Genomic DNA, 12,150 nt, shown 5'->3' with positions numbered 1-12,150 from the left:
GGCTCTGTTTTCAGAGCCGGTTTTTTTTATCTTTGGGATTTCAAGTAACCAACGATATCGATGTCCGGTGGAGTTGCAAGGCCGACTCCAGGAAGAGGACCTGTGAGCTCGCTCAGAGAATAGTCCATGCGCGCGTCATAGCGGCGCTCCCACTGATTGCGCAACCACTGTTCGCGTTCGTACCATTGACGTTTGTTCGCATCGTCCTGACAGGAAGCCAGTTCCTGCGGGATTCGTGCGCCCCAGCGAAGTTCGATGCAGTGATACGGGTCAAAGCTCATGGCAAACAGTCTTTGGCGGGCGGCTTCCAGATTCAACATCACAGTGCGTCCGTTGGAAGTTGTGTAAGAGAACTGACAAGCCTGAGCTTTTTGCGCATAAACGTTGAACAGATCCTGGGCCAGGTTGCCACCGTTATAGCGGATAGAGCGGTCCCGTTTTTTATAGCGCTCAATATTGGCTTTGGTTGAAGCCAGTAAATCCATGAAGGCCACTTTCAAGCGCGCGTCGCGTGAAGGGGTGGCATAGTTTTCCCATTCACCTTCGGTGCCGAAAATATTCAGTGGCAGTCTTTCCGGGTGGGCCTTGGCAGAAACGCCCGAGGTGCGGGCCGCATCCACGGCATCCACGCGGTCTTTTAAGCTGACGCAGATATCATCTGTCAGTTGCGCCATGTCTTTGAGGGGATCAATATGTGCTTCACCATCGGTCAGGGCCAGGCGAACGTAGTCATAGAAATTCACCTGTTGACCGTTAAAGATGAATTTCCCCTTGCTCCAGCCGGCAGAATCAGGATGAGTTCCATAGAACTGTTCCTGGCCATAAAGTGGCAATTCAGAGTTGCGGGCTGCCACGATTTTTCCACCGGCATAGGCACCCGAGGAATCCACTTTGGCGTCAACCAAAGTCAGAGGGCGGAAGTTTTTAAAGCCCGCGCCTTGATTGGGGTTGCTGCGCGCGAATTTGGGAGTGAACATCCCCATCGTCAAAGAGTTGTCCGGATGGGCGTCGATATAGAAGATGCGACCATCGTCCGAGATTTTATAAATAATCGCGACGTGTCCGTTGGGATCATAAATCACCGTGCCCGGGCGGATGGCCTGGCGGTTGAGGCGAGTCGGGTAGAAGTCCGTGAACAGATCCGTATCTTCGTTACCAGCCATACGCAAAGAGGCCGAGAAAGTCAGGCCTGGAACGATGTTGTTCAGAATTTCCAGCGCATTGGGGTAGGTGTTTTTGAAGACGCCGTTCTTGGTCAGAACGTCATAGCGCTTGGTCACCATATTTCCTTGCGGAGTGTAGCGCACGTCTTTGACTTTTTCGGTGTTCAGAGGACTGGGTTTGATCTCTGCTGAAACAGAGAACGGCAGACCGTTTTTCCATGCAAAATAACCGCGCAGATAATAGGGAAGATCCGCACAGTCGGAGTAGTACTTCAATCCCGCGGGGTCGGTGCCATAATAAAGGTTCGCAGTGCTTTTAAGGCAGGTGTCGACCTTGCCGCACTCGCGACGCTCAACTGCGTCCCCAAGGCGGGCGACGAACTGGCCGAACTGCCGCTCGTGTGCTTCTGTCCAGGCAGGTTGAGTGATACGCCACTGAGTTGCTGCGGCGTTGTTCTGGGCGTAGGCTCCGGAAGACAGAAGGAGCATGAGAGATAGACGTCCAACAAATTTCATATTTTTCTCCAGCTAATTAAAATCCGGAGGAGAGTAAACGATTTCCGGCTGAATTTCCCCTGTCAGGATTTTAGACAGTAGAAACTTCCCGTTCCCTCAGAATCAGCGCCCAAAAACGTCCCGAAAAGGTGCCTGGTTGTTTTTTCTGGCTACAACGCATCAGCCGAGGGCTGCCGGCCCGGTTACATCCCACGGGTCAGGGAGTGGGGATTTCGGATATTTCTAGGTGGTCTGCTGCGCCGTAGCCAGAAAAAACAACCAGGCACCTTTTGCAGCCCAACTTGCTTTTTATTACCGATCTGGCATATTTGCTGGGTTTCACAACCGGAAAAATCAAATATTGAGGGTGCGTTTTGTGCCTGACAGGAGAAGATCATGATTATCGGTGTTCCTAAGGAGATTAAAATTTCAGAAAACCGTGTTGGTTTGACTGAAGCAGGTGTTCGCCAGTACGTGACTGAAGGTCACACGGTGATCGTTGAAAAAGATGCGGGCGTGGGCTCAGGCATCACCAACGAGCAGTACGAAAAAGCGGGCGCAAAAATCATCGACACCAAAAAAGAAGTGTACGCAAAAGCGGACATGATCCAAAAGGTGAAGGAACCACTTCCTGACGAATACGAACTGATGAGAGAAAATCAGATCCTTTACACTTATCTTCACTTGGCTGCTGAAGCGAAGCTGACGAAAGTTCTTTGCGAGCGCAAAGTAAAGGCGATTGCTTACGAAACCATCCAGTTGGACAACGGCTCTTTGCCATTGTTGACTCCAATGTCTGAAGTTGCCGGTCGTATGGCGACTCAAATTGGTGCTTTCTACTTGCAAAAAAATCACGGCGGTAAAGGCATCCTGATGGGTGGTGTTACTGGTGTTAAACCTGCCAAAGTAACCATCATCGGTGGTGGTGTTGTTGGTACGAACGCGGCGAAAATGGCTGTGGGCTTGGGCGCTTCCGTAACTATTCTTGATGTGAACACAGCACGTCTTGAGTATTTGGATGATATCTTCCAAGGCCGTTGCATGACATTGTTCTCTAACGCAAAAAACATCGAAGATTCGGTAAAAGAATCTGACCTTGTTATCGGTGGCGTTCTGATCACGGGTCACAAGGCGCCAACGTTGGTTTCCAAAGAAATGGTTTCCAGCATGTCCAAAGGCTCCGTGGTTGTGGACGTTGCGGTTGACCAAGGTGGTTGTATCGAAACGTGCCGTCCGACTTCTCACACGAACCCAACTTATGAAGTTGACGGCGTGATTCACTATTGTGTTCCAAACATGCCAGGTGTTGTTCCTAGAACTTCCACTTATGCACTGACCAACGTGACTTTGAAATACGGCTCTATGATTGCTGCTATGGGCGTTGAAGACGCTGTGGCAAAATCCCCAGCTTTGTTGAAAGGTCTGAACACTTACGGTGGCCACGTGGTTTACGAGCCGGTAGCTCGCGACCTGCACATGGAATACAAGCCTTACAAAGCTTAATTCCGGCCAATTCTTTTTAAAAGAAGATCAAACCCGCATCTCACAAAGATGCGGGTTTTTTATTTTCCTGCGGCAGTCTGGGATTCGTCCCCCTCAATCCAGATATGTCCCCAGTCCTCGGTGCGCAGAAAAGGCAGACGATGCTGACGGAGGCGCTTAAGGACCTGAGGGTGCGGGTGCTTGTAGCGGGCCCAGCGGGCCGAGCCGATGGCCAGGCGTACGTTCGGAAGGCTTGCTAGGAGCCTCTCCGAGGTGCTGGTACGACTGCCATGGTGACCCAGGATTAAAACCCGGGATTGGCGCACCCAAGGAAGCTGGCTCCACAGGGCTTCTTGCCGCTGGGGGGAGTCACCAGGGATCAGAATATTTTGGTGCAGCAGAACATGGCTGCGAGCATTGCTGTCTTTTTCTTGCGTTGAGGAAGTCCAGATTCTTAGTTCCGAAGCGGGGGAGAGGCAGGGGCTGAGGTCTGCAAGTAAAGATTTTTTGTATTTGGATGTCTTCCCAACAGGGGGTAATGCCAGACAGCGCCGGGGCAGTGTCCGGACCAAGGCGGGTTTGGCAAGAGCGCCGATGTGATCCCAATCCCAGTGCGATAGATGGATCTCGTTATCTTTGTTGCCGCAAATCTGTCGCAGTCTTTTCCACGGGAAGAATTCACCACCCATGTCAAAGTGCTGGCAGCGTTCGGGCGTGATTTGCGTCAGCCACTGACCTTGTCCGACATTCCAAATCACGAAGTAGGGCCGCGTGAAAAAGTCCTGCACAGGTGTGGCGCTGAGAGTGATCAGAATAAATATCAAGAGGCTCACCGGGAGTCCCGCCCTTGCCAGAGGCGCAAACGCAGAAAATGCATGAAGACGTGCCAGAATAAAATCCACAACCACAAAATTTCAATCCGGGGCAGGGTTCCTTTATTCAAGAGGATGGGCTCTGCGAGAATTGCCAGTGAATCTTTGAAAAACAACATGAGATGATCAAAGGTCCCCGCCAGCGCTGGAATGAGGGTGGCCAGAAAAGCCAGGGGCAGCAACAGATAAGAAACCACCGGGGCCAGAATCAGGTTGTACACCAAACTTAAAGGATGCAGGCTTCCCAGGCCCCATAAAGGGGCGCACATAAACAGGAAGATGCAAATTTGCGACAGAAAAACCCGCCCCACTCCTGTGCGAACCCGCAGTAAAGAAGGCCAGCACAAGGCCAGGGCCGCACACCAGCTCATCACCAGAGACAAAGAATTCCACCAATCCGGAAATAAAATCAGCGTCAGAAGTCCTGTGATCAAAACCGTCAAATCCGCCGGAAAATACCAGCGGCGATGTTGTAAAAAACTGCGCGTGAAAAGCCCCAGCAGGGCGCGCACGGCGGGCGCCTGCCAACCCACCGCAAGGGAATACAGCGCCAGAAAGATGAATCTTACAAAGAGTGGAATTCGCAGAATGCCTAAGAGTTCATCAAGCAAAATCAGATGAGATCCGGAAATAACAAAGATGTGAATCAGTGAAGTTCGCTGCAGATTTTTTTGCAATTCAGGGTCTGTGATTTTTTCTCCACATAGAAGTGAGGAAAGCGACTGCTGTTCCTGTGAATTCCTCGGCAGAAGTCGAACACACTTTTGTTGAAAACTCTGCGACAGATGTGACGTGTTAATCAGCAAAGTGGGTGGGCAAGCGATGCTTAAGCAAAAAGCAAGGGCAGCAAGAATGATCATAGTTCTAGGCACTTAGCAAATTTCATAACGCGCTGGATTTCTAAAATAGTCTGTCATTGGGTCCGTGCGTCTTCGGGGGTCGGATTTTAAGATCTGAAATTCAAACGCATAATTACACGGCAATAATGTGGTTTATTCTAATAAAAACATAGGTTTATGTCATGCTTACGTTTCAAGCAAATCGCTGAAACCCTTGAAAATAAATAGGTCTAAGGTCTAGGATTACAATAACTCAACATTTTATGTGGATAACTCCTGCTTGTTTGCACTTCTCAAGGCGTGTCATACTAAGGAAAGATCAAGAGGTGTCGAGAGATGAAGCAACTTAGACTATTAGCAGCAACGGTCCTTTTAAGCCTGCCTTTGGTGTCCACAGCAAAGACGGTGGATGCAAGCTCCAAGACAAAAAATCGCGACTTGGCTCAGGAAGCTCTTCTGGTGGAGCTGACAGGGAAGGACCTTTCGAAAGAAAGTGACATCACTCTGTATGCTGAAATGGTAAGCGCTTATGACGGCAATGATGAAATCGCTTTAAAAAGCCGTCTGCAAAGCCTTCTCAGTCGATTCCCACAAAGTGCCTATGCTGACAATGCTCTTTTCTTAGCCGGGCGTATGGCCGTGGATAACGCCAACTATGCACAGGCGATCAAGTATTTCTCTCAGATTGAAAAGCAGTATCCTCGAAGCAACAAAGTCGCGGCGGCCAAGTATGCCAAGGCTATGACCTACAAGAAAATGAATCTGCCGGAATTTGCACGCAAGGCGCTGGCAGAAGTGCGCGCGAAGTACCCGGGCAGCCCAGAATCGTTCCGCGCGGACGCTGAGCTGAAAGTTCTGAAGTAATTCTCACGGCAAGGATGCAAGAGTGATGAACAAGAAGTTCTCTTTAATGATGGCACTGATCCTGACGGCGCTTGTGGCGAAAGCTCAGGACAATCCCCCGGATGCAACCTGGGAGTCAGATCCTTTGGATGTTCTGGAAAGTCAGCAAAAAGAAGCAGTGGAACCCACTGTGCCTGAGTTTCAGGAAATCCCCGAGGACGGTGCGGCCGCTCCTGCGCCTCCAGCCCCCGAAGTGGCGGCACCTGAAAACAGTTTTGAAGAAGTGTCACCGGGGACTCCGGCCGAGGTGGCGCCACCACCGCCGGCCACTGTCGAGTCCTCTCCAGCCCCGGTTCCGAGTCTTGAAGCGACCTCTGTTGGGTCTGAGCCGGATTACTCTCGTGAGGCGGAGTTCCATCGTATTTACAAGAGCTACAATGAGCAGCCGACGTCTGTTGAGCTTTGGGAGAAGGCTGTGGGCGCCCGTGAATCTGAAATTTACCAGGTTCAAAAGGGCGACACGCTGTGGGGAATTTCCACCACCTTCTTTGGTGATCCGAACTTCTGGCCTAAAATTTGGTCTTTGAACAACGGGGCTATCGCCAATCCGCACGAGATCGACCCGTTGATGAACATTCAATTCTTCCCGGGGACGGCCGATGAAGCGCCGACGCTGGATCTTGCAGACGCAGGCGCAGTGGCCAAGGATGTCACGGCTCCGGCGACCGTCACGGATGTCAGTAAGTCTGCGGTTGGAGCCAGCATTCCGCGCCCCAAGAAAAGAGCGCCTCTGCTGAAAAGTCTTCCTGACAGTCTACCGCAGTATCGCATGGGAGTTTTGAAGGATGCCAAGGTGGAGCTTCAGGTGGAGCTTCCCAAGAACCAGTTCCCGACAGCGCCGGAATATTTGGAGTACTACATGACAGATGCTCCGATTGCGGGAGTGGGGCGTGTGACTTCGACGGAAATGGATATGAAAACCGCCGGTGAGTACCAGTTCATCTATGTGCAGTTGGACGACGCCAGTAGTAAGGAATTTGTCGCGCAGAAAAATCTGACGAAAGTGGCTGACCCGCAGGTGAAAAACCGCGAAGGTCAAATGGTGGAACTGCAAGGGCAGATCGAGGTTCTTGAAAAAGTAAATGATCAGCAAAACATCTATCGTGCGATCGTGAAAAAATCCCTGCAGCCGATCGAAGTCGGGGCGTTGTTGACGCCCGGACGCCTGCCGATGATCGACCCGTCTTCTTCGGATCTGACTTCGGGTGTGGGGGCTAAAATTATCGGCGGTCAGTTTGATCGCAAGCGCAATATCTTTGGTAACAACACATTGGTGTTCTTGGATGGCGGTTCCGGACAGGGCCTGCAGGAAGGTCAGTCGTTGGCGATTTTTGCCGACGAACGTGTGCGTAACAAGAAGAGCCAGGCCGTCATGAATGATCGGGTGATCGGAACGGTGAAGATTGTGCGTGTGTCTCCGAACTTTGCCACCGGCTATGTGGTCAAAGCCTCGGACAATGTGGTTGTCGGGGATTATGTTGGAAGGCCTGTCTCCCAGGCGATGAATTCCACTCCGGTGGTTGAAGCTCCGGCCAAAGTGGATTCGGACTTTGAAAAAGAATTTGATGAAATGCCAGCAGACACTCCGGAGGCCACACCGGCGCCGGAGACCGGATCTGAAGATTCTGATTTGGACTTTTAAGGACATCACAAAGGGCTCTGCAGATTGCAGGGCCCTTTGTGTATGAACGATCTTTATTCTTTATCACAGATTATTAAGAACCATCCGGCCTATGCTGTGGCCCGGGATGAAATCCACCTGATGTATCAGATGCTGGCGCGGGAGGGGCGTTTGCAGGCCCCCGAAGTAATGGTGGCAGTTCGCGATCGATGGCCCGAGTTGCATGAAGCTCTGCTGAAGAATCATTCCTTATTTAAAAGACATTGCGAAGAAACCTTGAAGCTTCAGATGCAGGGGGTGCAGTTCGTGGTTTATGGTGAAGTGCTTTATCCCTCTATGTGTTATCGCATGTCGGATCCGCCGTTAACTTTGAGTTATATCGGCGCCCCGGCATGGCTGAATGAAAGGACTCTTTCCGTCGTGGGCAGCCGGGAGCCTGCGGCGGATTCCTTGTTGTGGATGGAAAAAGAACTGGCTGCCTTTTGTGACCAGGTGAAGCCTTGCATCGTCAGTGGCGGGGCGCGGGGAGTTGATCAAAAGGCGCACAGTGTGGCCCTGCGCAAAGGATGCACCACGGTCATCGTGCTGCCGTCAGGATTGGGTGAAATCTATCCCTCATCTTTACGCGAGTGGGTGTCTCTTGTGACAGAGCAGGGCGGTTGCTTCTTAAGTGAATATGACCATCAGCAAAGAATGCACAAGCATCTCTTCCATCATCGCAATCGCCTGATTGCCGCCCTGGGGCAGGCAAGCTTGTTGGTAGAGGCCAGACGACGAAGTGGAACTCTGATCACTGCGTCCCAAGCGCTGCAGTTGGGGAGACCGGTGTGGGTTGTTCCAGGGCATCCTTTGGATCCGCACTTTTTGGGCGGTTTGGATTTGTTGTTGGACGGGGCTCAGATGGTCCGCGATGCTCAAGATTTATTCATGTTTTTCGGCGCAGAAAATAATGAGGCACAAATGTCCCCAGTAGGGGTAGCAGCATTATAGAATCATCGCACTACCTGTAGTGGGTATCATAAGTTATGAAAATGCTTGGGAAAAAAATGAAAGCTTGTGAAAAAACCTTTTGCAAGCTCTGCATATTGCCCCTACCATTTGAGTTAAGGGAGGGGCGATGTGGTCAGGGACGACCGTGGTAGTAAGGATGCTACTGCATCGCTCTATTTTTAGTCCGCACACCTTGTTCTAGCTTAGTTCCAATTTCTTCTTAAAGTTTCCGCACCTAAAAATGCAAAGATCACATTCGGTGTCCAAATCGCCAATGCTGCTGGCAGTGAGCCGCTGCGAGCGGCCCCTTCGGCGGCGACATACAAAATCCAATAGAAGATGATGATACCAATACACATGATCATGCCACCGGCTTTGGCGGCTCGACGATTTGTCGTGGTGCCCAGGCCTACACCTATCATCGCAAAGACAATGCACAGAACAGAGATCGCCCAGCGCTTGTGATATTCAGTTTGCAGAGTGCGCAGCAGCTCTTGGTCCTCGATGTTTTCCTTCAGGCGATTGCGAACCTCCTGCAGAGTCAAAGAGGGCGGGGATTTGGCTTTTTCTTCCAGATTCAAAGGTTCTGAAAAGCGCACGTCATAGCTGTCAAAGCTGATTTTGGTGTGGGTTTGGGCCTGACGGTGAATTTCGCCCTGATTCAGGCGCAGCAGGATTTCATGTCCCGGGCGTTCGGGATCAGGAACGATCTCTCCTGCCTTGGCGATAATAGTCAGCGGGACGTCGCCACTTTTTTCGTCGTAGATGAAGACTTTCTTCAACAGGCCCTTGTCGGTGTTCACCTCGTTGGCATAGATGACCATGTCAAAGAACCCCTCTGAAAAGGTGCCCTCTTTAATCACGGCCGCCGCTTTGGTGTTGGCCAAGCGAGAGTACAGCACCTCGAACTGACGATTTCCCCAAGGGGCGATGTTAAAGGACATTTGGGCCGAGATAATGCCCACTAAAGTTGCCAGTATCAGAGCAGGAAGAAGCAAGGTGCCCATGGGAAGACCGCTGGCTTTCATGGCGACTATTTCAGAGTCCTGACTAAGACGGCCATAAGTTAAAAGCACCGAAAACAGCAAGGCCATGGGGAATAGGATTGGCAGCATCGAGATGACGACATAGCCAATGATCTCGGCAATGGTTTTCAGGGCCACGCCATGCACCAGCGCAAACTCGGTCAGACGCAACACCTGAAACATGAGGATGATTGATATAAATACCAAAAGCCCCAAAATAAAACTGGGAAGCATTTCAAAGAAGATGTACTGCGCGGCTTTTTTTCCGTTAAAGATGCTCAAAAGTGGTCTCCGTGTTGTCCCTATTCTAGACTGCCCCAAGGACGACGTCATCGCGTCCATTGTCTAGAAGAAGCCTTATTGACCCTTTAGAATCCTTATCTGACAATAGGGACATGAACAAGATTCTTTTGGTTTATGAGGATTATGCGGACCTGATGTCGGTTGAAGGCACTTTAAAAAAAGTGGGATTCGACGTGATAGGTCTTACCAGCGAATATTCCGTGGCAGAACAAATGCTGGCATTCAATCCGGATCTTGTTGTTGGTGCCGGTAAGGGCGCCAAGGTCAGCTCTTTGGGGGTTGGTAAGCGCCTCAAAGAAATGGCCCGCTGGCAGGGGAAGTCCCTTCTGATCTTCCCTGCGAACTTCAAGCCGAACCCACAGGATCTGATCAAGATCCGTGTGGACATGGTTTTGGAGTCCCCGGTTCCGCCCTTACGCCTGGTGCAGGTGATCGGGCGCATGTTGGGGCATGATGAAGCCTTATTGTTGGATCGTCTGAACAAGGCGATGCATGTGGAAAGCCCGCAAAAGGCGGCCACGACTGTTTCTGGCAAGTACTCCCCGGAAGGGGAAGCAATCTATGTCAAAGGCACAACCCCGGAAGAGTCTGCCGACAGTGCTTCTTTGCGCACGGAAAGAGTTCATGAAGATTCTGAAGAAGGGGCATTAAGTAGCGAAGAGCAGGGTGAAAAGATCGCCTTCCGCTTTGGTGATCGGATGCAGGCGGCGGACTCTGAACGGTCTGTTGCCGAATCTTCCGAAAGTGCTTTTCCTGATGTGGATATGAAGGCCTTCGAACGAGAACTGTTCGGGGGCGGTGTGCCTGCGGTGGAAAGAGTTGAGGAAACAACACCTCAAGTGGTGGATGAGGTTTTGTCGGGAGCATCTTCCGAAACCGAGGAGAGCCTGGCAGATGTCAGCGTGAGGGCGCTGGAAAGTCTGAAGAAAGCTGAAATTGGTCTGTCAGAGAAGATCAATAAATATGCAAAAATGGTTGAAGATGTGAAGGTCGCTCCGAAAAGCACGGTGTCCCGAGTTGAAGCACGTCGTCGCCAAAAGACCCTAGAAGAGTCTTGGGATAGGGAAAACATTAGTGAAATTGATAAGTTAAGACAGGAATTTACAAAAGCCCTCTTTAAAAAGTAATTGATCCTCGTCGGCCTTGACGATAGAGTTTTCGGGATCACATTTAGTTTAGATAATGGAGGCCATTCATGGGCACATTTACAAAGGCAGTTACCGATACATCTTTTGACGCTGAAGTTCTTAACTCTACTACGCCAGTCCTTGTTGATTTCTGGGCTGAGTGGTGTGGACCTTGCCGTGCCTTGGCTCCAAAGCTGGAAGAAGTGGCTCAAGAGTTGGGTGCGAAAGTAAAGATCGTTAAAGTGAACGTGGATGAAAACCCAAGTGTTCCTGGCAAATACGGCATTCGCGGTATTCCTGCGATGTTGTTGTTCAAAGGTGGCAGTGAAGTGGGGCAGTTGGTAGGCAACCACCCTAAAGACGCCATTCTTGAGTTCTTGAACAAGAACGTTTAGTTCTTTACCTCAAGCAAAAGATGAAATTTTGCAAAGAGACCTCACCTGAGGTCTCTTTTTTTATTTCTTGGGTTCTTGTTTAGTAACATGAGAAGTTTGTAAGGATTGCGTTCTAAGCGGGCAAAAATTTCTTTGAATTGGACATTAGTTAGCACCTTTAATATGATTTCGCTGTATCTTTTTGAGGCAATTGAGGACGTGATGCAGTTAGATTCTTTGGTGGATGGCAATCTTGATGAAATTTTGAGCCGAGAGTTCAAAACAATCTCTGAGGATATCTGTCGTATGTTGGCGACAGAGGGGAAGTCGATAGTACCATATCTACCGGGGTTGCCTTATTACTCCAAGTTGCCAACGGCAGGTAAGAAGCAAGTTGTCGAGACGCTCCGTTTTTATCAAGAGCTCTGTCACTCTCAGTTGGCTGAAGGCTATCGCATCAACGACAGTCTTTCGTTTACATGGCGTGCCTTCCGAAGATTGGGGCTGGTGCCGCGTGCCGAACTGTTCAGTCACATGGTAGATGAAGATATCGTGGAGATATACTCTGAAGATCATATTCAGCTGTTCAGAAATTTCACATTTTTTGATTTCTGTTCGTACACTTTGGAAGAGCTTCACACAAATGAATGGTGGGCGCTTTTCGAAAGAGACGAAGAAATCACTACAAAGATCATCGAAGAGGTGCGAAAGGTTTTTTCTGAAGAGGTTCGAGAAACCTTCGCTCCGGATATTCCGAAGCATGTGCTGCGAGAGATTCGCTCCGCAGAAAGACTGTGTCAATCTATGGAAATTCGTCGCATGAGTCCGCTTTATCGAAATAGAAAAGTGGCCGCAGTAATTGTGCTCGAAAAAGTTGAAATGTTACAAAACTGAAAAACTCAAAATAATTCAAGTTCTCAATTTCAAATGTACTGCTTTGATAAACACCATTAAGT

General features: G+C 50.1%; 11 protein-coding genes. 7 read left to right on the top strand and 4 right to left on the bottom strand.

Features of this window, described 5'->3' with window-relative positions; all coding sequences use genetic code 11:
• Positions 1–26: 26 nt before the first annotated feature.
• Positions 27–1,679: a hypothetical protein gene (locus ACZ5ZZ_RS10865; RefSeq protein WP_464139344.1), complete on the bottom strand. Its 1,653-nt coding sequence runs from the start codon at positions 1,677–1,679 to the stop codon at positions 27–29.
• A 375-nt stretch (positions 1,680–2,054) separates the two neighbouring features.
• Between ACZ5ZZ_RS10865 and ald the strand changes: the two genes are divergently transcribed.
• Positions 2,055–3,161 carry an alanine dehydrogenase gene (gene ald / locus ACZ5ZZ_RS10860; protein ID WP_464120729.1) on the top strand — a complete coding sequence of 369 codons (1,107 nt, stop codon included), beginning with the start codon at positions 2,055–2,057 and terminating at the stop codon, positions 3,159–3,161.
• Positions 3,162–3,220: 59 nt separating this feature from the next.
• Here ald and ACZ5ZZ_RS10855 read toward each other — a convergent pair whose 3' ends face one another.
• Positions 3,221–3,973 (bottom strand): ComEC/Rec2 family competence protein, encoded by a 753-nt coding sequence (locus ACZ5ZZ_RS10855; protein ID WP_464139342.1) that lies wholly within the window; start codon positions 3,971–3,973, stop codon positions 3,221–3,223.
• Positions 3,970–4,872, bottom strand: a complete 903-nt coding sequence (locus tag ACZ5ZZ_RS10850) for a ComEC/Rec2 family competence protein (RefSeq protein WP_464139340.1) — start codon at positions 4,870–4,872, stop codon at positions 3,970–3,972. The genes ACZ5ZZ_RS10855 and ACZ5ZZ_RS10850 overlap by 4 nt, the downstream gene beginning before the upstream one ends.
• A gap of 315 nt (positions 4,873–5,187) precedes the next feature.
• Here ACZ5ZZ_RS10850 and ACZ5ZZ_RS10845 point away from each other — a divergent pair, with 315 nt between their 5' ends.
• The 3 genes from ACZ5ZZ_RS10845 to ACZ5ZZ_RS10835 are packed head-to-tail and all read left to right on the top strand — an operon-like array spanning position 5,188 to position 8,365.
• A complete protein-coding gene (locus ACZ5ZZ_RS10845) occupies positions 5,188–5,715 on the top strand; it encodes a tetratricopeptide repeat protein (RefSeq protein WP_464120732.1) in 528 nt (175 codons plus the stop codon).
• Positions 5,716–5,740: 25 nt separating this feature from the next.
• A complete protein-coding gene (locus tag ACZ5ZZ_RS10840) occupies positions 5,741–7,396 on the top strand; it encodes a LysM peptidoglycan-binding domain-containing protein (RefSeq protein ID WP_464139338.1) in 1,656 nt (551 codons plus the stop codon).
• A 42-nt stretch (positions 7,397–7,438) separates the two neighbouring features.
• Complete coding sequence (locus tag ACZ5ZZ_RS10835) at positions 7,439–8,365, top strand: DNA-processing protein DprA (RefSeq protein WP_464139336.1); 927 nt, start codon at positions 7,439–7,441, stop codon at positions 8,363–8,365.
• A gap of 203 nt (positions 8,366–8,568) precedes the next feature.
• On the opposite strand, the gene lptF is transcribed toward ACZ5ZZ_RS10835, so the two are convergent.
• A complete protein-coding gene (gene lptF / locus ACZ5ZZ_RS10830; RefSeq protein ID WP_464139334.1) occupies positions 8,569–9,672 on the bottom strand; it encodes an LPS export ABC transporter permease LptF in 1,104 nt (367 codons plus the stop codon).
• A 113-nt stretch (positions 9,673–9,785) separates the two neighbouring features.
• Between lptF and ACZ5ZZ_RS10825 the strand changes: the two genes are divergently transcribed.
• From ACZ5ZZ_RS10825 to ACZ5ZZ_RS10815, 3 genes are all read left to right on the top strand, one after another.
• Positions 9,786–10,820, top strand: coding sequence for a hypothetical protein (locus tag ACZ5ZZ_RS10825; RefSeq protein ID WP_464139332.1), 1,035 nt, complete (start codon positions 9,786–9,788; stop codon positions 10,818–10,820).
• Between the two features lie 68 nt (positions 10,821–10,888).
• Positions 10,889–11,215, top strand: coding sequence for a thioredoxin (gene trxA, locus ACZ5ZZ_RS10820; protein WP_464120737.1), 327 nt, complete (start codon positions 10,889–10,891; stop codon positions 11,213–11,215).
• A 162-nt stretch (positions 11,216–11,377) separates the two neighbouring features.
• Complete coding sequence (locus ACZ5ZZ_RS10815; protein ID WP_464139330.1) at positions 11,378–12,088, top strand: hypothetical protein; 711 nt, start codon at positions 11,378–11,380, stop codon at positions 12,086–12,088.
• Positions 12,089–12,150: the final 62 nt, after the last annotated feature.

The organism is Bdellovibrio sp. HM001, from assembly GCF_055397275.1.
This window is presented reverse-complemented; position numbering and strand designations above follow the sequence as displayed.

Excerpts from the sequence above, each read along its gene's own strand:
- ACZ5ZZ_RS10865 (WP_464139344.1), bottom strand. The coding sequence starts at position 1,679 with ATGAAATTTGTTGGACGTCTATCTCTCATGCTCCTTCTGTCTTCCGGA.
- ald (WP_464120729.1), top strand. The coding sequence starts at position 2,055 with ATGATTATCGGTGTTCCTAAGGAGATTAAAATTTCAGAAAACCGTGTT.
- ACZ5ZZ_RS10850 (WP_464139340.1), bottom strand. The coding sequence starts at position 4,872 with ATGATCATTCTTGCTGCCCTTGCTTTTTGCTTAAGCATCGCTTGCCCA.
- ACZ5ZZ_RS10845 (WP_464120732.1), top strand. The coding sequence starts at position 5,188 with ATGAAGCAACTTAGACTATTAGCAGCAACGGTCCTTTTAAGCCTGCCT.
- ACZ5ZZ_RS10840 (WP_464139338.1), top strand. The coding sequence starts at position 5,741 with ATGAACAAGAAGTTCTCTTTAATGATGGCACTGATCCTGACGGCGCTT.
- ACZ5ZZ_RS10835 (WP_464139336.1), top strand. The coding sequence starts at position 7,439 with ATGAACGATCTTTATTCTTTATCACAGATTATTAAGAACCATCCGGCC.
- ACZ5ZZ_RS10825 (WP_464139332.1), top strand. The coding sequence starts at position 9,786 with ATGAACAAGATTCTTTTGGTTTATGAGGATTATGCGGACCTGATGTCG.
- trxA (WP_464120737.1), top strand. The coding sequence starts at position 10,889 with ATGGGCACATTTACAAAGGCAGTTACCGATACATCTTTTGACGCTGAA.
- ACZ5ZZ_RS10815 (WP_464139330.1), top strand. The coding sequence starts at position 11,378 with ATGATTTCGCTGTATCTTTTTGAGGCAATTGAGGACGTGATGCAGTTA.